This window comes from Aequorivita sp. H23M31, from assembly GCF_004022485.1.
Taxonomy (GTDB): Bacteria; Bacteroidota; Bacteroidia; order Flavobacteriales; family Flavobacteriaceae; genus Aequorivita; species Aequorivita ciconiae.
Genome location: NZ_CP034951.1, coordinates 2,162,370 through 2,186,632 on the forward strand (window position 1 = coordinate 2,162,370; position 24,263 = coordinate 2,186,632).

Consider the following 24,263-nt stretch of genomic DNA (forward strand, 5'->3'; position numbering starts at 1 on the left):
AATACGAAACGAAATCTTTCTTTTCCCTTTTCTCTTATCTTTTTCTGAATTCTAAATTCATAATTCTGAATTCAGAAATTTATATCTCCCTATTTGAACTATACTTTTTCAAAGCCCTACGATATTCCGCTAACAGCACTTTTACGTCATCGCTCATTTTATTGTTGATTTCGGCAATATTGCTGGAGTCAAAGCCGTACATTCTGCCTCCATCTTTTTCATCGTCATCCCTACCGCGAAGACTGCGTTCCTTGTCTATTATAAAAACATACGGAGTAGATATATTGGAATCTAAAGTAAAATTGGATTGAAGGGAGTGAAATACTTCCTTGATCCTATCTTCGGAACCAAAGGCAAACAACCAGGAATCCGTAGGTGCGATTTCCTGTAACTTTTTATCAATATTTCTTGCCTGCTCCTCAGTGCCTTCTGGAAGAAGGATAACAAACTGAAATTCTTTAAACGCCCGATTTTTCCCGTAGATTTTATGGGCAAGGTTATAGGCATAGGCGCGATGTTCTTCCAAATCCTTTCCGAAAAAACCCAGGATAGTTATTCGATTTTCTAACTGAACCGGTTTGTTTTCCAGGGTTGTAAAACCGCTCAATTCAGAAACATTTTCCGTGAGCACGGGTAATGGCTTAAAATAATTGGTGCTAAGGGAAAAAAATATATAGGCCGTAATGGGCAAAATAAAAAGTACACCGAGTACCAGATATTTCTTTAGATTTTGTTGCATAGTTTTATGCTGCAAAAATACGAGGTTCGAAGACCTTGGGCAACCTTTAAAAGGTTAATTTCAAAAGATCAGGACATAAAAAAACCCTCACGAGAGGGCTTTTATTGGATTGATTATTTTTAAAAATCAAATTTTATAAATCCGTTTTTATACACTTCATAAATATAGTCTCCCTCTATTAAAAGAAGTGCCACCAAGTATGCAATCAAAAAGACTCCGGTCCATACTACAGCTCTTCGGAGGCCGCTAACTTCGTCGCGGATGTGCATAAAATCCCAGGTAATATAATATGCCTTAAAAATAGTTAGCAAAACAAAAATCCAGTTAAGGAGTTTTAACGCTAAAAAGTGATGTTCCAATAGAAAATCGGGACGAATAATTCCCAATACAACCTCAATAATAGTAACGATAGAAAGTATAACAAAAACTCCCCATATTTTATGAATGTTACTTTTGAACTTTAGTTTTCCCCTAAAGATTGCAAGTTTATGTTCGTGTGTGTATATCGGTTCCATTTTAAAAATTTAATAAACTTATACAAGATAAAAGAATGTAAATACAAATACCCATACCAAATCCACAAAGTGCCAGTAAAGTCCCACTTTTTCAACCATCTCATAGCTTCCTCTTCTTTCGTAGGTACCGACAAGAACATTAATAAAGATGATGAAATTGAGCATTACACCGATAGAAACGTGGAATCCGTGGAAACCGGTAATAAAGAAAAAGAAATCGGCGAATAATGGGTGACCATATTCGTTATGGGTAAGGTTTGCCCCTCTCACTACCAACTTTCCATCTCTTTCAAGCTTTGAAATAGACTCTTCCCGAGAAAGAACAATATGATGCCCGTGCTCGTCTTTTTGTTGAATCCTGAGTAAAATATTTTCATTCGCTATAAACCCGGCCTTTACCTGTTCGAATGAGACTTCGGGAAGGAACGCAGGCTCCTTTTTAAACCAAATACCATTTTCCCTTGTATGCTCTGTACGACCTGTGGTAGCTAAGGCAGCAAAATCTTCCAGGGCCACCCGTTCACCATCCTTATCCAAGAATTGCAATATCTGGCCACCGTGGGTTTCTACTGCACCATAATCTCCTTTTATAAATGTAGCCCACTCCCAAGCTTGTGAACTAAGGAAAATCAAACCTCCGATAATGGTTAGGAATAAGTAAAAAATCACTTTGTGCTTCTGCATTTTGCTTCCGGCATCTACTGCCAGAACCATAGTTACAGAGGAGAAAATAAGGACAAAGGTCATAAATGCCACATAGTACATTGGGGCGTCTACACCATGAAGAAAGGGAAAGTGAGTAAATACCTCGTCCGGGATTGGCCAAATATCGGCAAATTTGAACCGAGACATTCCATAAGAGGCAAGGAATCCAGAAAAGGTCAAGGAATCGGAAACGATGAAAAACCACATCATCAATTTTCCATAGCTTGCCCTGAACGGCGAACTTCCGCCTCCCCAAGTTTTTCCTTCAGTACCTGTTTGAACAACAGTTGCTTCCATAAAAAGAGTTTGGTTTAAAAAATAAGATTCAAAAATACGTTTAATTTTTATTTAACGAAATATAAAAACAGAAACAGGTAAATCCATATAGCATCTACGAAATGCCAGAAAGTTGCAGCCAGTTCAATTCCAAGGGTTTTACCGTTTCGGTATTTCTGTTTATAATGATTATAAATTACGACCACGAGCGATACAAGCGCTCCAACCACGTGGGCAACGTGGAGTAAAACGACCAAATAGATGAAAGATGTAGTAATACTACTGGTTGGACCCGTGAAATTATAACCGCTTTTTATTATTTCGGAAAACCCAACGAATTGAAAAACCACAAATGCTATCCCGAGCAAAAGGGTGACAATAAATAAAATCATCCCTTGGGAAGGACGGTCCTTTTGAACGGCTTTTTTACCTAAATGAATTGTAACACTACTGATAAGGATTAAAACGAGGCTAATATAAAATGCAGGCGGAATTTCAAAACTGGAAATCCAGTCAGGGCGTTCCTTGCTCACCACATACGCACTGGTTAGCCCAGCAAAACTCATTGTAAGGCTTATTATGCCAAACCAAAGGATGTTCTTTTTGGCTCGCGCTATTTTTACCTCTTGTGGACCATTGGTTAAATTCATTGTTATCATTTAAAAAAAATTGAAAATTTCTTATTATTGACTTATAAAGTCTCTGCTATCTAATAAATTTATCTGCTACATAAATAATTTGTAGCAAGGTAATATAACTAACGCTAGCGAGCATTAGTTGTTTGGCGGCTTTTGATGTCTTTTCGCGATACAGTTTTACCGCATAATAGAGTAGTCCAATTCCTATCAGTCCAACCAATACCCCAGAAATAGGGGTTAAAAATAATTTCCCTGTAATACCCAATACCGGAACCAAAGAAATCAGCACAGTCCATATACAGTACAGAACAACTTGGAGGGCAGTGCCTTTATCTCTCTTTCCATTCGGAAGCATATAAAAACCGCCCTTTTCATAATCATCATAAAGAAACCACCCAATTGCCCAAAAGTGGGGAAATTGCCAGAAGAATTGAATCATAAATAAGGTTCCCGGCTCAATTCCAAAACTTCCAGTAGCGGCGACCCATCCCAACATAAACGGAATAGCACCAGGAAAGGCACCCACAAAAACAGATAGGGGCGTTTTCGTTTTTAAAGGAGTGTACAAACTCACGTACATAAAAATTGAAACAGCACCGAACATTGCCGTAATGGGATTTATGGAATATAAAACCCCTATCCCTAAAAGGGTCAAGATTACTCCTAAAATAAAAGCGGACCGTACACTCATTCTACCCGCGGGCAAGGGTCTATCTTTGGTCCTCTCCATTAAAGCATCCAGATCCCGCTCCACAATCTGGTTAAAAACATTGGATGCACCCACCATGGCGTAACCTCCAACACATAAAAGAAAGAGTACAGAAAAATCGATATGGTCAGCTCCCAATAAATAACCAGCAACGGAAGAAAATAAAACACTGATGGAAAGCCGAAATTTGGTTATTTCAGTAAAATTCCGAAGCATCAATTGCACGTTGGATTGGGAATGGGCTATGGACAAATTCATAATTTATATGGCTGCGCAAAGATACAGTTCCTCTTAAGTATTCACAACAGAAACATAGCAATCTCATATTAATATTTGGGGAATTTTAGTATTTTCAACCATTCTTAAAATTCAAGTACTATGGGCTTTAGATTATCGGTCGTTTTATTTTTTCTATTATCGGGAATTGCATCAATATCCCAAACGGATACTGGAAAAGAAACTTATACAAAAATGCTAAAGGTTCAAAACAACATCTATGTGTTGCAGAGTGATGGCGGCAATATTGGATTGAGTTTTGGAAAAGATGGAATTTTTATGGTGGACGACTTTTTTTCCGGGAATGTTGAGCAAATGCAAAAGGAAATTAAGAAGATAAGCGACAAGCCCGTGCGGTTTGTAGTAAATACCCACTTTCATAATGATCATAGTGGAGGGAATCCAATCCTAGCCAAGGAGGGAGCAACAATTTTTTCCCACGAACTGGTTCGGGAACGATTGATGAAGGTGATGAATGAAGGTGCAAAAAAACTATCAGAAGACCTTTTGCCGATGGTAACTTTTGAAGAAAAAATAAACTTTTATTTCAACAATGAAAAAATAGTTGTTTTTCACGTTCCCAATGCCCATACAGACGGAGATGTCATGGTTTACTTTACACAGAGTAACGTCTTACAAACTGGAGACGTTTTTGTTAATGGGCAATACCCTTTTATTGATCTGAAGAACGGAGGAAGTGTGAAAGGTTACGAAGCTGGTATTCAGAAGGCTTTGGCTTTAATAAACCAACAAACCAAGATTATTCCCGGTCACGGCCCTATTTCAACATATAAAGAACTGGAAAACAACCTTCGGCTGCTATCGGTTACATATAAGAAAGTGACCCAACAAGTTCTATTGGGTAAAACGGAAGATGAGGTAGCCAATATGAAAGAACTTACTGATACCTATAATGAAAGTGGATATAAGCCAGGCTACGTAACTGCCGATGATTTTATAAGAACCTTATATAAAGATGCTTCCAGCGGAAGTTCAGAAAAAAAGGAAAGACTCAAGGAAAATGAGGATGCCCGAAAGAAGTATGAGCAGATAAAACGGCAACAGGAATCTAAAAAGAAGAAAAAGAACTAGGTGAAAAATTAGGCAGTGGCAGTGGGCAGTATTAATAACTGATAATTTCTCAAGTTCTATGAAACGAATGGAAACCGCTGTTAAAAGTCGTAATACCAATTAAATAGATCGGTACGAATGCCAAAATTGACCCAAGTAGTTTGATTTTTAAAAACCATATCGGTATCTATGGTTGGGCTAAAATTCCTAAAAATATAACTTCCATAGATTTTCAGATTCGTAGCTGGATTTATTAAATATCCCAGTTGTACTTCCGTATGAAGGAAATCGGTAGTATTACCTTGTGCAACCGTATTTCCTAGATCGGATACCCTATCATTTTCAGTCCCATAAATATCACTTCCGTAAAAGAATGAATCTTCTGGGGTGTTGAACTCGAAACCGCGTTTTGCCATTATCAATTTGGCATCGCCAAATACTCTTCCTCTTTGATATCTTGCTATTGCTATAAATTCCGAAAAGTTAGCTCCCAGCGTATGGGCCATAGATTGGTTGTTATGGCCATAGTTTAAGTTAATGGTATTATGGGCATACATATAAGGACGGGCGCGATTGTACTCTGTCTGCAGGTAAAGGTTTTTTACACCAAAGGCATCATAATATTTCAAACCTAGCTGATATCCTATCTTATTTTTATAACTTCCATTTCCTCCAAAAATATCGGAAGTTGAAAACTCGTCTATTGCCAACTGTCCATACACGTTAACACGATCATTCACCTTGTACTTTCCTGTTAACCCTATTAAGGCATTTCCGCCTCTGGAACCAGTCGAGAATTCAATAGCACGATAAAATATAACTGGATTGAGATAATTAAAATCAAAACCGCGATTATTGTCATTTTCCCATATTACCGATTCAAAAAAACCAAGATTTAAACGTTTGGTAATGTTATAGCTCAAATAGTGATATGCCATATATTTCGTTCCAAAGGAACCTCCATCGGTTGCTTCCAGGCGCACATCACGGAGGGACATCCACACATTTGTGTATTTCAATTTCCAAAAAGTCGTATTCAATCTAAAATAAGGATATGGACTGGCATTATCACTTATCAACAAAGAGCGGTAACCATCACCTATAAAATTCTTGCCGTGGCCAAGTTGGAGATTAAAATATTTAGAAGGGGAATAGGAAATCTGTCCCGTCGCAACAGGATAATCATAGGAATCCGTCTTAAATTTTTTTGCTACTCCTCTACCAGGAATAATGGCGGGATTCCCACCATAAGGCCTTATAGATTCGGCATACCTATTAAAATAATCTGCAAACCGCCCCTGACTTTCATAAACGACCGCAAAAAAAGTAAGCTTCTTACCCAACCCACCTTGAGTATATACTAGCCGCGTATTATTATACGTATTAATGTCCGCATCAAAATCCTTACCCACTTGAAGATCTACCCCAGGATCCAGGGTAATCCAATAATCGTCCCCGCTAATGGTCACCATATGCTCATTCCAAAACTTTCGGCCCAACCAAGTACTACGAGGTTCGGATATACGGGTATTATGGACCTCAAAATCATAATATTTATTAACTTCATCATACGTATAAGGTTTTTGACCTGTATGTGTATTGAGCCCAACCCTATTCATATCAGGATCAAAAAGACTATAATTATGATGTGAAAGAGGAATGTTGATATTGCTTTTATATTCCTGATTTTTATAGGGAAGATTCTTTATTTCATCGTATTCCTTTGCCAACTTTTCCTGGGATTCCTTCGCGGGATCTTTGGAAGGAGACAAAATACTTTTTCCTGGTTCTACCAACGGAATAGCGATTGGCAATGTAAACTGGACATAAGTAGGAGACCCATTATAAGTAGCAGGTTTGAGAGTAGGGAGCATTTCAAAAACCCGACGCACTTCTGTATTTAGTTCTGCATAAACACCATCTACATAGAGCAAATTGAATTTTCCTTCCTTATTAACTTCAAAAAGCACATTAATAATTCCCTTATATTTTTGTTCAGCAATCTTCTCTGGCACGGACAGATTATCATAAATAAATTGCTGTAAGGTCTGGCTAAAACATTGCTCCATTTCATCAACAGACATCTCTTTACAATTGGGAAATTCAGGATATTTCTCGTAATCCGTGGAGGAAATTTGTGCGACACTGCTAAGTGTAAAGGAAAATAAGCATAGCAATAATAAATGTTTCATGCACTCAGAGAGATTTTAGGGGCGAAAGATACAGTTTTTTTTGAAGGAGTATATATGGAAAAAGCCCTCAATTTTCATTGAAGGCTAGCTATTTAAATTAAGGTTTTAAGGAATTCTAAAACTTATAGGAACTGTATAAACTACATCTACGGATTTATCTCCTTGTCGTCCTGGTTTCATTCTCGGTAATTTAGCCACAACTCGCATTGCCTCATTTTTTAATTTTTCATTTGCGGAATTGGCTTTAACATCCGTAATAAAACCTTTGGAATCAATTTTAAACTGTACGTAGATTCTATAGATTTGATTAGAACCCATTTCTGAAAGAAGTTCTTTTCTGAAATTCCTATTAATAAAAACATTTAATTGAGAGGACAAACATTCTACCTTTTCAGCATTGGTCCCCAAACTTTCACATCCTGGATAGACAGGTACATATTCAACATTAAGAATTGAAAGCGGCGCGCTTGGTTCAGGTGCTGGCGGCAATTCTATGGATTTCACCGTGGGTTCAATGGGAACATCTGTTGGAGCAACCGGAGTTTCAATAACGTCCTTTTCATCATTTTCTACGGGTGTTACGGTAGATTTAATAGGCTGAACTACAGTCTTCGGTTTAACCACAGTTTTTTTTACTGGCTCCACTTTTTTGGGCAGATCGATGTCCAATTGGTAATCTATAACGGGTGGATCCACTAGTACGTAACCAGAATCCTTTGGATTTTCAGGAGATCCTATTTCAAAAGAAGTCTGCATTAAGAAGAAAATGGCAAGACTACTTACAATAATTCCAATTTGAAAGAAAAGGGTAGAGTTCCACTTAATATTCACTTGCTTTTTTTCTTCTCTCTTGTTTCGAGGGGTTTTGACATTTGCTTCCATTTTTCTCTTATTTGAAGGTTAAACAAATAATTAGCAGATTTTATACATCTGCCTAGAACTGGAATTACAACTGTTATGCCACAAAAATAAAAGTCCCGCTTCTTAATAACAAAGCGGGACTTTTTTATGAAATAAGATATGAATTATTGAATATCAAATACAATTGGAAGTGAATAAAGTACACCTACTGGTTTACCTCTTTGTTTTCCTGGAGTCATATCGGGCAAAGATTGAACCACACGAATAGCCTCGCTTTCCAATCTTGGATGTGGGGCACGTGCACGCACATCGATTACCTTTCCATTCTTATCAATCTTAAACTGAACGGAAATTCTCTGACGGCCGGCAAGACCTAGATCCCCAGCAAGATCGGTGTTGAACTTTTTATTAATAAATGCAGCTACCTTTTCAGACATACATTTTTTCTTGGCGTCATTTCCTTTTTCATTCTCGCATCCTGGATAAACAGGAACATTCTCAATAACAGCAAAAGGAACGTCGGCAATTTCTTCTTCAACCACTTCCTCCTTAATTTCCTTTACCTCCACAATTTTCTCATCTTGGTGGGTTTCGGTAGATTCTATGATTGTTTCCTCCACTTCGTCTTCATCTTCAATAACATCAATAACCTCTGGAGCTGGCGGCGGCGGCGGTGGCGGTGGCGGTGGGGTCAATTGTTGGGTAATTGGGACTTCTTCAATAAGATCGTCACCAACATCCAATTTTCCAAAATCGCTGGTTGTCTTATCATAAGATTTCCATTCTATTGCCTGCCATGCCAACAAAAGCATTAAAATCATGCCGAGCTGGAAGAAAAGCATACTCCTACGACCTACATCAGCCTTGGGATTTTTTTTGGGTTCCATAATACTGTATTTAACTTGGTGCTAAAATATATAAATTATCGTTCACTCTAAAGAGAAATGGAATTTTTAGGAAGTAAAAAAATGTTTTACTCTTTGAAAAATAAAAACTCCGACTAATGCTCCGCCAAAATTTGCAAGAACATCGAAAATATCGGCTGTTCTAGAAGCAGTTAAGAATTCTTGTAGAAGCTCAATTATTATGCCGAAAATAAGACTTCCCGCGAGAACAAGAATTACGTATTTGCCATCAAATCCACGATTGTTCCTTGCTGTAAAATAAAGCAGCCATACTCCCACTAACCCTGCGTGTATCAACAAGTGTACGAATTTATCCGATCCTCCTGGCAAGCTCATCTTGGGCAAATCTGACGGTGGAATTAAAAACAAGACCGTTATCACGACTGTATAGATAACGGCCAAAATAAGAATAAGAGTGGATTTATTTTCCAATAATAGCTTTATATCCCGCATCATCCAAAAGATCTGAAATCTCGTCAGGATTTGATATTTTCATCTTAACCAACCAGCCTTCGCCGTAAGGATCGGTATTTACTTTTTCTGGCTCAGATTCCAATTCTTCATTGAATTCCAAAATTTCTCCAGATAGCGGAAGGAAAAGATCGGAAACGGTCTTCACTGCTTCAACAGTTCCAAAAACCTCATCTCTGTCTAGAGTATCGCCCACTGTTTCTACTTCTACATATACAATGTCGCCCAGTTCGCTTTGAGCGAAATCTGTTATACCTACAGTGGCTTTATCGCCCTCAATTCGGACCCATTCGTGATCCTTGGTAAATTTCAAGTTGTTAGGAATATTCATAATTCAAATTTTTGTTTATTATATTTTATTTAGTTTCCAAAATTGTAGCGGAGAGTAAATCCACTTCTAATTGTTGTTTGTGGAAAAGCAGTCGAGATTGCATATTCCGAGAAGGAATGATCATAATAGAAAATGGCCGTAAGGTTTTTAGACAGCGCATAATCTACAGTAAGCTGAGCTCCGTATATCGTTTGTCCAGCGGTGGTTTGACTGTTATCGATATCCAAGTAACGAATTACTGTAATGTTATCCCGCTTTGAAAGATCCACTTTAAAATTCAAATCGCTAACCAGTACCGATTTTGTGCCTCCAAAATTAGTTGCTATGCGAAGATCTTTTACACGATATCCAAGTCCCACAATGTATTCCACCCCTTTTATCTCGGTGAGGAGATTATTGGCAAAACTTAGAGACAGCGCTCTATCTTTACGCATTTCGGCCAAAATCTTAACAGAATTGTTCATTTCAAAATCCACTCGGAGTAATGGGGAGAATTGCTCAGTAAGGTTAACATTGGTCAATAAGGTTTTTGCCTTGAAATTCCCCGACTGATCTACTGCTCCAGGATTTTCATAATCATAATCCAGATTGGACTGAAATTGGTTAACTGTATAATTGGCTCGGTAACCGTGGGTCAAAGAAAAACGCTTGAAATTTTGCTTAAACCATCCAATTCTCATTAAGCCCGTATATTTAATATCCCAGTTAGGAAGAGGGATATCCCTAAAGATACCTGTTTTTTCTTTACTAGGATTATCTCCCTTATAAGCTGCCAGGAAAGCCGGCAGCAACACATCCTGACTGTTTTTTCCAAAACCTACGGGAAATCCATCTTCCGTTCTAGGAATTGGCCCTCCTTGATAATAATCCTCAGCCAGTCTATTAGCAATTACCAATCGGTTATCCTTGAAATCTTCAAATGTTACTGATGTCTTCTCGTTGCTATCGTTAAATGCAGTTTTAATTAATAAAGTAGAGATATTGAAATTACCAAACGTATTTGGCGTCAACGATTGATAAAGTCCGTCGTGAACTATATAATTTTCAGAATAATTTTCAGATTCGAGTCTGCTTCCGGTCACGTCAATCGTCAGATCCCTCAATGGTTCCATATTTACCTGAATATCCATCTGGCGGCTTGAAACCTCGGTATATTGCTGATTAAATTCTGGATAAAGGGTAAGCCAGCCTTTTCGAGCAGCTAAATCCCTAATCTCTGCCTGACTACCGAAAATAAATCCAGTTGTAGGTTTTAACGTACCAATAAAACCGGTGGATGGGATGTAACCCGGCAAGTAAATACCATTTGTCTCCTGGTAATTAAATTGTATCTTTTTAACCGCAGTCGCCAAGCCTATGAGTGTATTAATAGCTTGATCTCCCGTATTCAAAGTAGTTGAACCTGCTTGAGGCGTATTTATTCCCATTCTACCGGGAGTTCCAGATTCAGACATAAGCGCAGATCGACTTTCTTTACTTTCCTTACCTTTTTCCTCCTTATCCTTGGCTCTCTTGCTGGCAGCTTTGCCTTCTTCCTCTTCAGCTCCAGTTTCAGAAGGACGTTTTTTGCTTGACTTTATTTTCGTTAGACCTATATATCGGTAAAACGTGTTCATATCCATACTGGAGTTAATTCTATGCGTGCTTCCATTTTGGATAGAATTCCCCAGATTATAAGACCGCGTTTCACCGTTGCTCAATTCAATGGCTAGATCATTAAATTGAGTACTACTCTTTTGCCATTGATAATCTCCGGTATAAGAATAAGTGGCCCTAATAAATTTCAAAAATGGGAACTTGCTGAATGGAAGATCATAATTTACCTGCAGGGACTGATTATGCAGATTTGGTTCACCCACATCAAAGAATCCGTCCCATACGCCTATGCTATTATCGACATATCCATCCTCATCCAAATAATTATTTATAATTCGATTATTCGCCGAGGTAAAGTTTAATCTTAGTGATTTAGTTAGGTTATAATTAAAAGTATATTGCCAATCAAAAAGATAATTTCGCTGATAAAGAGTAGGCAATCCTATATTACCCTCCAATAGATCAATATCTCTAAATTTCTGTTGGTTATACTGACGGATAATGTTTGAACTTACCGTAATATTGGTTGGTAGATAATTGACATTCAAATCTTTTAAAAACTGCCAATATTTTCCTCTGAAAATAGAATCGTTCTGTTTAAAGGGCTCATACGGCTTGGAGTTGAAGCTATAATTATAAGTAGCTCCTACCCTTACAGTCTGTTCGAGGGCATCTTCAACTTCAAAATCGTGGTGATCGGTTTGATTATATGAGAACGAACCAGTGAAATTCTCCACATCATAAATCTGTGGCTTAGAATCGCCAGTACGTTCTTTTCGCACCCCAATGAAATTTACACTCTGTCTTCGGGTATAATCTACAGATTGTTCTTTTATTTGATCTCTATCCGCATCATTAAGGGCATTGTCTAAACTTGTTTGAAGTTCTATATCCTGATAATGCGGATCATATTTCGGTGTAATAAGTTCTTCGGAACGCCCGTAATTAAATGGCAACTGGATTCCCCATTTGGTTGGAAATAACTGGCCCAAATTCAAATTGGTTACCATATCATACTGCTGAACATCTTCCAAACTACGTTGGTTAGGCCCTTGTTCTAATGAACCAAATCCAACTGTACTTCTACGTCCGGTAGCACTAACAGTCGCAAAGTCGGCCATGTTGGCATCCAGGCTTACAACCGCGGCCCAACCGCCTTTGTTTTCGAGTTCCGAAAGTCTAAGTTCGTTAAACCACACCTCCCCACATAGTTCGTTGGAAGTAGGGTTTTTTAACCCTAACATAATGGTTCTTACGTTTCCAAAGCTTGGATTTCCTCTAATACCAATTTGTAGTGGATTTCCACCACCGCTTACGCCACCAACAAGATCCTCCTGATCAAAAAATCTAACTTCATTTGGGTCAGCATTTGGATTCGCTCTAAAATAAGCCAAGGTCTTAGTTTTTACATCCTGCAATTGTTCCAACGGAAGGTTGAGCCTGTTTGCAACTGGCCAAATTTCCTCTGGATCTGAAGTGTAAAAACGAGTAGGATCCAACGGCATTCTAATCTCGTAATAGTTGTTGGTCAAGTCGTTCCCCATTCTCATAAAGGCAACCAATTCCCCATTTGCCAATTGATTCTCGTTTTCCAAGGATTCGGCGTGCACAAACATTTCCAGGTTTTTATACTGGCGCATATCTACACTGAAATTTTTATAAACGGCACGACCGTCATTTGGTTTTAGCCCACATACACGAAGAGCCAAGGATTGCTCATTCTGACGAATTATATTGTTGTTATTGTTCAACTCTTCGCGTTCCAATCCTGGAGGCAATCGATATGGAATTGGCTGCCTGTTTTCATTTTCCTCGATACTAACCGATTCCACCTCAAAAAGCATAGTACTTTGGGTAGGATCTTCAAATGTTACGTCATTCAACGTTTTTTCAAAACGGCGATAATCCCCACGTACCAAATCTAACGTTCCAAAACGCATTACCGTGTTTTCCTGAAATTGGGATAAATACATACGCATAAAACGAATAGAGCGGTAATCTGAAATACCACCTATCGCTTTAGTTGGTCTACTAATGGGCACTTTAAACTGTACCCATCTTACTGGCATTGTTTGATTATCCGGAGTCGTTATCTGGATTTCTTTTACATCGGTAACAAATTGGTTATTATCTGTGTCCAATTTTCCATTTAGAGGTTTAAAGGGAACACTATATTCAAAATAACTGTTGATAGTGTTCATTGTATTGTCCCGGTTTATATCCTCTACGTCCGGCTGAGTAGTACTTCCGCGGTTGGTATCGGTTACTTCCACTGGTGAATTCCCTTCGGTTCCATTATAACGGAGATATCGTTCCAGAATACTTCCTCGAGCTTGGAGAAAATATTCGTAATCATCATTAGAAGGATCTGGGAAATTTCTAAAATCCGGAAATTTTTCCCTTTCCTGTGCATTGTTCAATCCGTCTAGCCCCACATCTTGATTCTTTCTAGCATCTCCATCGGAGCTGAATGTATATACTAACGATTGGTTGGTTGGAACCTTTCCCCAGATAGACTTACTGGTATTGGCGTCACTGCCATCTTCAGGCAAACCGTTCTCATACTGTTTCTTTCCGTCTTTTAGAACGTCTTCGGAAATATTCCCTAAGTTGAAATTGATCATACCTCCAGGGTTATTCACATTTTCATCGTAAATAAAAGGGTCCATTATCCAGAACTGGATATACTCCACATTGGACTTTTCAAAATCGGAAGTAGTAATGGGTCGGGAAATCCCACCAAAATTTTCCTCGGGAGTTAAAAGTCTTCCCTCATTTTGCGCCGCTTCTGGATTATAGTTATAAGGGCCGCGCTCACCTGGGTAGTAAGCGAGATCCAAAGTAAAAAGAGCTTGGGTTTGACCTTGCACAATATCTTGCTGTGGAAAAATTTCATCCCGGAAAACCCTTCTTGTAAAAGGTGAAGATAAATCTTGATCATTAATTCCATCAGGTCTTCTACTACTATAGAAAACAGGGTCAATGGTGTACCAAGCCAATTTGGCTCGTTTAAAATTATACTCCAAGCCATCCCGTTCACCACCCAAATTAGCCTCTACTGGTGTACTCGATAAAAACCAACTTTGTGGAGCACTAATATCATTGGCTGTTTGCGATGCTTCAAAATCGTCCACATATACGGTAGTTTTTCCTCCAAAGTCTGAAACTTTTGGCGCTCCGGGCAACAAATAAGCAAATTCACCGCGTAACGATAGGTTTGACTCCACATCGGTATCGATGTTGGGTAATTTGTTTACCAATCGGGTTAGGAAGGGAACCTCCGTGGAGTAGTTTGCGTTAAAGCCGAATATTGTATTGTTAATAGGTTCAACACCGTATGATGATTTTTGGGTCATCGGGCGTTCATTCAAATTGAGGTAAGTGGCTCCTATCAAAAACTTATCACTGAATTTATGTTCCACATTCAAACCTGTGAACCTTTTGGTCTGTTGTCCGAAAAGTGAATTGTTTTCAGTAGTTACTGAAATTGGAGTATTGCTATTTAAAAGTGCAGGATCAAGGATCTGCACTCTTCCCAATTGATAATTTACCGTATAATCAACGCCTTCCACCAAAGTTCGTCCACCCGCGGTAACTCTTACAGAACCTTGCGGAATATTGAAAGCACCAATAGGGATACCATCCGCACCTGTGGATTTATAACTTCCCTTTAACTGGAACTTATTCTTTTCACTCTGCTGTTGTTCAGCCTGGGTCTTCGTAGAGCTATATAAAGTTTGGAAAACGTATTTGTCTTGGTTTGCATTATAAGTTTCCGGTATGCTATAAACGGCACGCGGAACTCCTTCGGTTGGAGTGTTATTCAACTTATCGAATAAATGTTCCCCGAATGGCTCGACGGTGGTGAAAATAATTCTTCCATTTTGCGCATCTACAGTTAATCCTGGAATAAAATCAAAGAATCCATCTCCACCCTGTTGTGGATCATCGTTAAAATTCAAACGATCCACATTGAAAACGCTCAATAATATCTTTTCCTTTACATCTTCTGGAAGCTCTGCGTACGGATGTTGGGGAGTTCCTCTAGCTTCCTCAATATAATTAAGCGGTGAAGGGTCCGTATAAACAATATTAAGTTTAAAATCCTCCTTTTCAAGTTGGTAAGCGCCAATGGGATAGATGTTTTTCATCATTAAATCCCAAACAGGTTCCTTAACATTGGTAACCGTGCTTTTCAACATTTTAACCACGAGGTTCTGGGCAGGACTTATTTCAATTTCTGGATCTATAGGCGGCAACCGTGGATCGGCGCCCCCACCATTCGCTTCAACTCCATCATTGGAAAATTCACCTACCTGATAAACCTTTCCATTTGCGGTAAATTGGAATGCCACTCCTAAAATTTCATCGTTGTTTAATCGTTGGTTCAAGGAAATATAACCCAGCTGCGTATTCAACTGGTATTCTCCCTGATCCAATCTTCGCGCATTTTCTAGGCTAACGTAATCAATTCCATCCTTTACGGTAACCCCCGTGAATCCCTGTTTCACGGTGGCAATATCACGAATTGCCGGATTAAGGAGAGAAGAGGGTCCCCCATTTATTCCAAATGGATTGAAATCGTTGTTTCCGTTGTTGGGATAGGAATTTGCAGGTACATTAATAAATCCACCCGGTGGATTATCCAATCCGATGTTTTCAGGATTGGCTTCTCCAATATCCTGAAGGGCGACAATATTCCTAACATTGTTTGTTTGGCTGGAACGGTTGGTAATCCAAACCTCCATCCGTGTAATTTGAACGTTGCTGTTTATAAAGGGATATTGCTTATGGGCACGGTCATAATTGTCCCTAAAATAATGCGCAAGGAAAAAGTGACGGTTATCGTCATAATCCAATGCATAGAGTTCAAAATTGGTGACGGTTGCACCACCTTCGGCCATTACGGTTCTAGTTTCCGATTTTTGTTCAGAGAAAACTCCCGTTATAGTGGTTTTTCCAAATTGCAACTGGGCTTTTACCCCAAACAAACTTTGAGCTCCTTGAATAAGGGAGCTATTAAGCGGCATGCTTACGTTACCAACTTCAATTTTCTGTATAATATCATCCTCCGTTGGTGTATATTCAAGTTTTACCTGATTCTGGAAGTCGAAAGTACTTTCGGTGTCATAATTTGCGGTTACCTGAAGTCTCGTTCCAACCTTTGCCAAAAGACTCAGACTTATACGCTGATCAAAGTCAAATGTGAAATTACTCCGGTTTTGAGGCGAAAATTGGGGGTTGTCCTGTTTAGTATAAAGAAGTCCCAAATCCATTTCAACGGAACCCTGCGGAAGTACATCGATGGTATTTCCACCAAAAAGAGTTTCAAAGAAATTTGAGTTCACGTAGAAAGTAGGTAGAAGGTTTTTCTGTTTTTCTTCCGAACCTTCTTTCCGGCCTTCGGCAGCATCCATTTTTTCTTTAAAATAGCTTTTAATCTGCTCGTCCTGGATCAGCTTCTGATATTCTTCACGAGTAAGAATAATGGGATAGTTTAGCTTAAAATCCCCTAAGGTCTGGGTATAAATATAACGATCCGTAACTGGATCATAAGTATATAAATTCTGAATACTGGTGGGATTTGGAAGATTCATGGATCCCATTGAGGAACCAACGGCTGTAGTATCTTGGGCATGTGAAAGTTCGCCAAAAGACACAAAGAAAAGTAGTGCCAAAAGCTTAAACAAGCCCCCCTTATAAACGTAGTTTTTTGCGCTCAAATTGTTACAATTTTTTTAAAGCTAGTTTTATGATAGATTCTACCGAGGCTTGGGGATTTTCCTTTACGATGGAATCACAAACCTTTTCTGCCTGTTTACGAGCAAAGCCCAAGGTTTCCAAAGCAGATAACGCTTCATTTTTATTAGTATTGCTCGATTCGGTAGAAATCGATGACAGTCCGTAGACTTTCAAAATCTTATCTTTTAAATCAAGTACCAACCGTTGTGCAGTCTTAGCTCCTATCCCTTTTGCCGATTGTATTGTACGTAAATCATTTGTTGCAATAGCATCTACTATTTGCTCTGGAGCCAAAGAAGAAAGCATGGTTCTGGCGGTACTTGGACCCACGCCCGAAACGCTAATAAGCAATTTGAAAAGTTCACGTTCGGCAAGCCCAGAAAACCCATATAGAATATGGGCATCTTCACGAACAATTAAGTGGGTGAATAATTTAACATTTTCATCAGTGGGGAGTTCTGAAAATGTATGCAAGGAAATATTGATGGTATAACCTACTCCATTACAATCTATCACTACATCGGTTGGATTCTTTTCAACCAGCCTGCCCTGTATGTGGCTTATCATTTTTTAACCAAAATTTAAGAGGTCAAATATAATATAATTATTTGCAACCGCCATTGGGGTTGTGGGGAAATACATTAATGGAATATCGACTAAGAAATGTTTGAAATGTGAGTTTTTCTCTTCAAATTCAGACTCTACTACTTGATGAAACCTTTCGGCCTACAAGGTAAGTTTATAATTACGCCTCATATCCTAAGATAATACTCTTTAGAATGTCCCCGAGCAAAGATATTGGGCGACCAAAAATGTTTATTCTGCTTTGGGGAGCGGGGACGAAAACCACACGAAAAAATGCAGGATTATAAAAGTTTAGTTGGTGCATTAAATTGTAGGAGAACACACGATGCAGTCGTGCGGGAGGGGGAATATAAAAGCACAGTCAGGGTATTTCATTAAAGTGCAGGAGGCCACCACGATGTAATCGTGCGGGAGCGGAGTTATTTTATTTTACCAAACATTCTATTAGCTCTTTCTCCTTCTAAACCCTTTAACTTATTAATAGTTTTTAAGCTGTTCTCTACAGAAAAAAGGTGGAGGATTGGCCCCATATTCTCTTTTAACCAATAACTCTTTTCTTTATTCATTATTGAATCTCCTATATCCGAAGGACTTAACATCTGTTTTATTAAATCAAAAGAAAACCAATCATTCTCGTTTGAATGATAGTTCCCTTTGAAATCTAAAAACAATTGCCCCCTATCATTTATAAATTTTAAATTCAGGATATCATTCTTTAGTATTAATAGGCCTTGCCCATTAAATTCTTTGGATGAATAAGAATCTATAAATTTAAACTCATACTCATTGTATAAGAAGGCACAATAATCAATTAAATATTTCAAAATATCATTCATCTAACTATCTATTTCTTTAATGTAATATCATCAACAAATTTATATCCATTATCCATTAAATATTTTATCTCCTTTTCCAAATAGGAACCTGGTCTAACCTTACTTCTAGAGAGTGATAAAAGCACGACATCTCCCTTTTGCATTGCTTGATTTAAGAAATGCCGATTTAGTGCCCATCTTTCATTATTTGATAAAGAACTCCACGCATCTCCTATGTCAAAATAACTTGCTCCTAATTCTTTTGCTTTACTTGTATAACCACCAGTTAAAGGATCAAAATGCCCAATAAATATGTAGAAAAATTATGATGAGTAACTGGGTCAATGGAGTTCCATCGAGCTATAACTGGGTCATATTGGCGTAAATCCATTTCATAGAGATTCAACCCCAAAGCTTCCTCGTGCTCGATACCATTAAATTTGAACTTGCGCGCAACGCTGTTCCCGCTGGGCGATACATCTGTATTATACCCTTTGTGTTCAAGCCCAAAAGGATAATAATTATGCAAAAAATTGAGCATTGGCACAGTTTTGCGCCCGAACGCCAGAGAAAAACTTTCCCGCGATTTTTTATTTATAAGAACGTATGGTAAATATAGACATTTTCGTTTTTCACGCTTTATCCTTCGGGCGGTATTTTCTTTTTTTCCCCGTCTTTTCCTTTCCTTCCGAACTTTATTTTTGGCATCCTGGGGAGTACCTTTCCGAAGAAGTCTCCCATCAAGGGTATTCTGTCCTTTTCAACTTTGTTCAAAATGAGTGTCATTCTCAGTATAAAGCCGAAGATTATTATAAGTGTGATGTGGATGCTGTTCATTGTTATACGTTTTAAATTGGTTCCTGTTATATCTTATATATGGTTTTGGACAAAAGTTTTGTTTTTGTTCAAATAAAAAAAGGACATCGGTTTTTTAGGCCTTTCCCACGAAGGTAAAACAGTGGTCTGGGTTAAGTTGTGACAGTAATTTCCGTGAAGCTTTTCTGATGGTCAACAACCTGATGGACAGGATTCAATACTGCAAAGCTATGCAAGATTTCTTTCCTGTTAAAAGATGTTAATCCCATTTTGATAAAGGGATTCTTGATAAAGATTTCCTTGATTGTTTTTCTAAAATTTGGGTTGATAGGTTTGGAAGATAAAGCCCGTCCGTTGGGGTTCGGCTCGAACTTCAGCGGACGGGCGTATTTGGATTGTCTTCCCGTAAGGATCTGCCACAGGAGTGGACTTTTCCGTCCCGATAGGAGTGGAAAGAGAGGCTGGCGGTGCGCTGGACTTTCCACTCCTATCGGGATGGCTGCCCAGCGGCATAGAGCGGCACAAGGCTTGGTTACGCAGTAAATATTAAAGGTTCGTAGTGCGGTGGCAGTAGTGGTGGCAAAGAGCGCAAAGGCCGAGGGGCTATTTTACATAATGGCGTTATAGAACATCTTTGGCGAAGAAGGGATGGTGCGGATGCTTCTATAACAGACCATTATGTAACATAGCGTGGGGCGGTTTTTATGGCGGGATTTTTTGTTTAAAGCGTTGGCACGGCTCTTTGCTTTTTTGTTTTTCCAGTTAAAAAAAATAAGAAGGTCAAAAACAAAACAAGCAATGTGCCGTATGTGCGTGGGCCTACAAAAATCGTGACATAAAAACCGCAGAAGTGGTGTCGCGCGGAACAAAACAAAACACAGGGGATTTTTGCCTTTTCGGCAATAATCTGGGTTTTGTTTTGTGGGGATTTTATTTTCTACCAGCTTTATAGCCTATTTCCTTTCGGGGCTTTTCTTCCGGTTTTGATAATAAATTTTGAAGGACTTTGTAAATCTCGCTGAACTGTTCATTTGTCTGGGATTCCATTTGTCGGATTTTGGCCATTATTTCCTCGTAGTTGTTCGCAATTTTCCTTAACTGGACAAATGTCTTTATGATTTGGATGTTCATCTGTACAGCCTTTTCGCTGCTCAAAACACTTGATAGCATTAAGATTCCGTGTTCTGTAAACACAAAAGGCGCAATCCTGATTCCCATAACATCACGATTGGAAGAAGCGTATTGTGTTCTCCATTCTTCCAATTCTTCTTTGGTAAGCTCAAACATAAATTCTTCAGGAAAACGATTTATGTTCCGTCTGACTTGTTCTTTCAATCGTCTTGTCTCAACGTCATAAAGGTCTGCCAAATCCCTGTCCAACATTACTTTCTGCCCTCTTATGACGTATATCTTATTGATGATTACTTCGTCCGGGATGGTTATTTTATTGCTCATTTCTTGATTGATATTTCGATGCAAATTTAAAATTTTTAAAATTGGGTATCGCAATTTGCGACACCCAATTATGACTCTTGTTTTTAAGACTAAACTATTGGATGGAAGTTGTTGACCATTTCGTGAAGGTTCTCTAAATCGTTCTGTAAATATCTTTCGGTCGAACTTATGTAACGATGTCCAGCCAGATATTGAACTTTTCGCAAGTTATATTGTCCTAACCAATTTGTAATTACACTTGCCCTAATCTGCTTTATATTCTCTGCTTTTTGATTGTATTTTTTCAGTTTTTTAAAGATGTGATAGACGATTGAGTTAAAACGTGCATTCGTATTAAAAAGCTGTTCGCTATGGTTTTGCAGTTTGTTTTGGATTGTTGGCCGAACTTCGTTCACATATTCCATAAACTCCATTATCTGCCAAGGTTTTAATTCTAGCTCCCTTGCGTTGCTTCTCCGTCTGCTCGGAACATATATTTTGCCTTTTGAGAGTTGAAGATGTTCTATTTTCAAGTTTCCTAAATCGCTTGTGTTTAAGCCTTGATAGACCATTAACCCAATAATTACCTTTGCTCTTTTTAAGGTGTATCTGTGATATTCTTCTTGGTATTTGTCGGTCTCAAAACTGTAATATAAATCCTCCAGTTCTTCCGCTTCGAGCAGATTATAATTGATGTTTCTCTGTACGCCTTTTATGGTGGTGTTCTCTATCGGGTTATCAACTCTACAGGCTTCATCCATCAGGTAATCAAAATATATCTTTACGCTCCGCAACCTGTGGTTTACGGTCTTTTTCTTTGTTCCCTTTCGGGTAAGGTATTTTATGTATTTCAGGCAATTTTTATAATCGATTTCGTTTGCCGTGGTACTATTTCTATTGCACCATTTTATAAAGCTTTGTATTTCTGTAGCGTAAACCTTGATTGTGGTTTTACTATAATTCTGCTCTTCCAAAAATTCGCTATATGGTTTCATTTTCAAGTGTTTTAAGTAAGTGTGTGTAGATTTGAGTAGATTCTAAACTACTATGTCCTAAAAAGGTTTTGATGCTTTCTAATGGTACTTCTCGCTGTAATAAATGTGTAGCTATTGAGTGCCTTAAAATGTGAAGTGTAATATTCTTTTCCATTATATTTTTATTGTTGGTAGATGCTACAATAACTTTCAATCGATTTGCAAAACTCATTCCCTGCATTCGTGTTCCGTGATGGTTTATAAACAGAGCTTCGCTTAAATTGGCTTGATAAAATTCTGGTCGAGCTTCAAAAATGTAATCTTCCAATATTTCTGCATTCTTTCGGTTAATTGGTACAAACCTTTCTTTGTAGTTTTTACCTTTCCTGACAAACACTCTTTCCTTGTCAAAATAGATGTCGCTTAAATCCAAGTGTACCGCTTCATTTCTTCTTAATCCACAACTGTACAAAACGGTCAAAATGGCTTTATCTCTTAACTTAAATCTACTTTCTGTATGGCTAAATTCTGTGGCTTCAAAGAGTTCCTTAATTTCGTCCTGTGTCAAAATATTTATCTTTTCTTCAGTTGGATTGGTTTCAGATTTAAGATGAATATTGAAGTCGTTATAGTTGTGGTTCTGCAAGTATTCCTTGAACTTTTTTAAAGCCTGTTGATGTTTGTTGAGATAACTTTTGCTCAAACTTCCACTTGTTCGTTCATTGGCTCTTTCTTTGAGTTTCCTGTAATAATCCTTTATGGTTTTTGGCGTGATGTCAGTCAGCTTTTTGATGTTCTGCTTTTCAACATAATAAAAGAACTCTTGTAGATGATTCGGTAATTGATAGACTGTACTTTCTGCATAACCCAAGATGTCCAACCATTCTTTGTAATTGGCAACGAACATTTTAAATACCTCATTTTGTAGCTTTAATTTTTTCACTTCGGTATGTGTTTTTTGGGATTCTGTGAACTACTTATTTAAGTTGTTGATTTTCAGTTACGTTATTAGTCCATTTTACTGATTGAACTATTATGAACCGTTTGAACTTCTTAACCTATCGATAATGCCCTGCAATAGGTCTTTTATTTGCTTGTTCGTGGTTTCGTAATCATCATAGTTTACGATTTCATATACATAACCTTTTCGCTTATTTCCTTTGGCTTTCTGTATGAGTTCAGCTAATTGAAGTTGCAACATATATCGTTTTTGGTTGCTTGGATTTACTCGTAAAGCTCTACGGATTTCAGCGTTTGTAAATGTGGTTTGACTTTCCTTTTTCAAGTATGCTTTTAGGTTTTCAAAAAACTGTCTGCAAGCTCCATTCAATAAATCACTTTTACGCAATAAAACTTCCTGTATAAGTCCGTTGGCTTCTTCAATATCCTCAATTGTGGTTTCTATAAATTCTTCGCCTGTTTCCTTGTCGTATTGTTTTTCCCTTTGGTATTGTTTGTAAAATGTAATCGCTTCAATAAATTGTAAATAATGTGAGTTGGTTCTACGTGGTTTAAAAACCGATTTGGGTAATTCCAGATATTCAGCAAACGGATTGATAACCTTGATTGGTTTTAATATGCGTTGCACATTTTGTAATAAAACACGCGATGCGTGTTCTTCATCATCATTTATTTTCCCTGCACTAATCAACCTTTGGTAATCCATTATTTTCTGGTCTTGTTCTTCGCTTTCATCGATGTACAAAAGGAAGTTTCTATTTGAGTTATCTTCGTAAATACTTTCCTGCGTGGTACAACCTGCAACACTTACAGGACCTTCAACCGTTAGATGTATGGTTTTAGTTGTTCCTTTGGTGTCTTTATGAACTACCGTTTTTGTAATTCGCTTTTTAGATTGCAGTTCTCGTAATGGATAGAGTACACTTTCCGCTCCATCTAAATCCTCAATCAATATTAATTTGTGTTGTAATTCTGTGCGATTGAAGTAGTAAAAAGCGTTTGCAGATAAGACTGTAATTTCTACTTTATCTTCTTCCGGAATGAGTTCCGATACTTTTGATTGCAAATGTGTTTTGCCAACTCCAGAACTTCCCAAGCTGATGCAATGCAATGGATTATTTGTTTTCCTTGATGTGAAGATTAAAAACATTGTTTGTCTGTTGTGTTCTTCTCCGATGACTCCAGACTTTCCAATGAGTTCGTTGGTTCGATTTAGTAAATTGGGTTTCTTTAAAAATGTAATGGCTTGTTTTTCCTCTGTTCCTGTGAGTTCCTTAAAATAGGGTTGGTGCTGTTTCTCGTATTCTTCAATCAACAAAAATCTGTAGTTCTCTAATTCTCTGGTTAAATCTTGTAACGTTCTACGTGCTACACTTGTACCAATTTCCAAGCGTTCTGCAATCTTTCGAGTAAACTTTTCTATTTGGTTATCGTTGTATAAATCTATTGAGTGCCTTAAAACATTATGTTCTTTTGGTTTTTGGATGGATAGCGTAATCCTTAAACTCTCTAATTTGTTGAGTTTGATTCCTCCTAAAATGTGGATTTCTAAATGTTTGGTTGTGTATTCGTAGTTGTTTGGATTGGAAGTATTGAGCATAGTAAAACTATTTTATTCGATTTTCGATACTTCAAAAATACAATTATATTTC

General features: G+C 38.0%; 22 protein-coding genes. 1 reads left to right on the top strand and 21 read right to left on the bottom strand.

Translation table 11 applies throughout. The annotated features are described in order from the left end of the window. Nucleotides 1-79 precede the first annotated feature (79 nt). The 5 genes from EI546_RS09465 to cyoE form a co-directional block, all read right to left on the bottom strand. On the bottom strand, nt 80-739 hold the full coding sequence (locus EI546_RS09465) for a hypothetical protein (RefSeq protein WP_128250316.1): 660 nt from the start codon (nt 737-739) through the stop codon (nt 80-82). A 119-nt stretch (nt 740-858) separates the two neighbouring features. Further along, the gene (locus EI546_RS09470) at nt 859-1,254 is read right to left on the bottom strand and encodes a cytochrome C oxidase subunit IV family protein (RefSeq protein WP_128250317.1); all 396 of its coding nucleotides are present in this window, start codon (nt 1,252-1,254) and stop codon (nt 859-861) included. An 18-nt stretch (nt 1,255-1,272) separates the two neighbouring features. Next, entirely contained in the window at nt 1,273-2,256 is a 984-nt protein-coding gene (locus tag EI546_RS09475) for a cytochrome c oxidase subunit 3 (RefSeq protein ID WP_128250318.1), read from the bottom strand. 47 nt (nt 2,257-2,303) lie between these two features. Beyond that, nucleotides 2,304-2,885: a cytochrome c oxidase subunit 3 gene (locus EI546_RS09480; protein ID WP_128250319.1), complete on the bottom strand. Its 582-nt coding sequence runs from the start codon at nt 2,883-2,885 to the stop codon at nt 2,304-2,306. A gap of 55 nt (nt 2,886-2,940) precedes the next feature. Then, nucleotides 2,941-3,840, bottom strand: coding sequence for a heme o synthase (cyoE, locus tag EI546_RS09485; protein WP_128250320.1), 900 nt, complete (start codon nt 3,838-3,840; stop codon nt 2,941-2,943). A 120-nt stretch (nt 3,841-3,960) separates the two neighbouring features. On the opposite strand from cyoE, the gene EI546_RS09490 reads away from it, so the two are divergent. Continuing rightward, the gene (locus EI546_RS09490) at nt 3,961-4,950 is read left to right on the top strand and encodes an MBL fold metallo-hydrolase (protein ID WP_128250321.1); all 990 of its coding nucleotides are present in this window, start codon (nt 3,961-3,963) and stop codon (nt 4,948-4,950) included. 80 nt (nt 4,951-5,030) lie between these two features. On the opposite strand, the gene EI546_RS09495 is transcribed toward EI546_RS09490, so the two are convergent. The 16 genes from EI546_RS09495 to EI546_RS09565 form a co-directional block, all read right to left on the bottom strand. Next, nucleotides 5,031-7,121: a gliding motility protein RemB gene (locus EI546_RS09495; protein ID WP_128250322.1), complete on the bottom strand. Its 2,091-nt coding sequence runs from the start codon at nt 7,119-7,121 to the stop codon at nt 5,031-5,033. Between the two features lie 105 nt (nt 7,122-7,226). Further along, nucleotides 7,227-8,003 (bottom strand): energy transducer TonB, encoded by a 777-nt coding sequence (locus tag EI546_RS09500; protein WP_128250323.1) that lies wholly within the window; start codon nt 8,001-8,003, stop codon nt 7,227-7,229. A gap of 143 nt (nt 8,004-8,146) precedes the next feature. Then, nucleotides 8,147-8,869, bottom strand: coding sequence for an energy transducer TonB (locus EI546_RS09505; RefSeq protein WP_128250324.1), 723 nt, complete (start codon nt 8,867-8,869; stop codon nt 8,147-8,149). A gap of 66 nt (nt 8,870-8,935) precedes the next feature. Next, nucleotides 8,936-9,343 carry a VanZ family protein gene (locus tag EI546_RS09510; protein ID WP_128250325.1) on the bottom strand — a complete coding sequence of 136 codons (408 nt, stop codon included), beginning with the start codon at nt 9,341-9,343 and terminating at the stop codon, nt 8,936-8,938. Further along, nucleotides 9,309-9,689, bottom strand: coding sequence for a glycine cleavage system protein GcvH (gene gcvH, locus EI546_RS09515; RefSeq protein WP_128250326.1), 381 nt, complete (start codon nt 9,687-9,689; stop codon nt 9,309-9,311). The genes EI546_RS09510 and gcvH overlap by 35 nt, the downstream gene beginning before the upstream one ends. Nucleotides 9,690-9,718: 29 nt before the next feature. Further along, nucleotides 9,719-17,008: a T9SS outer membrane translocon Sov/SprA gene (sov, locus tag EI546_RS09520; RefSeq protein WP_128250327.1), complete on the bottom strand. Its 7,290-nt coding sequence runs from the start codon at nt 17,006-17,008 to the stop codon at nt 9,719-9,721. Nucleotides 17,009-17,012: 4 nt separating this feature from the next. Continuing rightward, entirely contained in the window at nt 17,013-17,594 is a 582-nt protein-coding gene (gene ruvA / locus EI546_RS09525) for a Holliday junction branch migration protein RuvA (RefSeq protein WP_128250328.1), read from the bottom strand. Nucleotides 17,595-18,031: 437 nt separating this feature from the next. Then, complete coding sequence (locus EI546_RS09530) at nt 18,032-18,448, bottom strand: hypothetical protein (protein ID WP_128250329.1); 417 nt, start codon at nt 18,446-18,448, stop codon at nt 18,032-18,034. 8 nt (nt 18,449-18,456) lie between these two features. After that, nucleotides 18,457-18,591, bottom strand: a complete 135-nt coding sequence (locus EI546_RS16590) for a hypothetical protein (RefSeq protein WP_262707617.1) — start codon at nt 18,589-18,591, stop codon at nt 18,457-18,459. A gap of 122 nt (nt 18,592-18,713) precedes the next feature. Beyond that, nucleotides 18,714-18,968, bottom strand: a complete 255-nt coding sequence (locus tag EI546_RS09535; RefSeq protein WP_128250330.1) for an RHS repeat-associated core domain-containing protein — start codon at nt 18,966-18,968, stop codon at nt 18,714-18,716. Nucleotides 18,969-19,066: 98 nt separating this feature from the next. After that, on the bottom strand, nt 19,067-19,264 hold the full coding sequence (locus tag EI546_RS09540) for a hypothetical protein (protein ID WP_128250331.1): 198 nt from the start codon (nt 19,262-19,264) through the stop codon (nt 19,067-19,069). Between the two features lie 291 nt (nt 19,265-19,555). After that, the gene (locus EI546_RS09545; protein ID WP_128250332.1) at nt 19,556-19,756 is read right to left on the bottom strand and encodes a hypothetical protein; all 201 of its coding nucleotides are present in this window, start codon (nt 19,754-19,756) and stop codon (nt 19,556-19,558) included. Nucleotides 19,757-20,173: 417 nt separating this feature from the next. Continuing rightward, on the bottom strand, nt 20,174-20,698 hold the full coding sequence (locus tag EI546_RS09550) for an ORF6N domain-containing protein (RefSeq protein WP_240673091.1): 525 nt from the start codon (nt 20,696-20,698) through the stop codon (nt 20,174-20,176). Between the two features lie 89 nt (nt 20,699-20,787). Further along, the gene (locus tag EI546_RS09555; protein WP_128250333.1) at nt 20,788-21,672 is read right to left on the bottom strand and encodes a tyrosine-type recombinase/integrase; all 885 of its coding nucleotides are present in this window, start codon (nt 21,670-21,672) and stop codon (nt 20,788-20,790) included. Then, the gene (locus EI546_RS09560; protein WP_128250334.1) at nt 21,659-22,594 is read right to left on the bottom strand and encodes a tyrosine-type recombinase/integrase; all 936 of its coding nucleotides are present in this window, start codon (nt 22,592-22,594) and stop codon (nt 21,659-21,661) included. The genes EI546_RS09555 and EI546_RS09560 overlap by 14 nt, the downstream gene beginning before the upstream one ends. A 90-nt stretch (nt 22,595-22,684) precedes the next feature. Beyond that, a complete protein-coding gene (locus EI546_RS09565) occupies nt 22,685-24,211 on the bottom strand; it encodes a hypothetical protein (RefSeq protein ID WP_128250335.1) in 1,527 nt (508 codons plus the stop codon). Between the last annotated feature and the right edge of the window lie 52 nt (nt 24,212-24,263).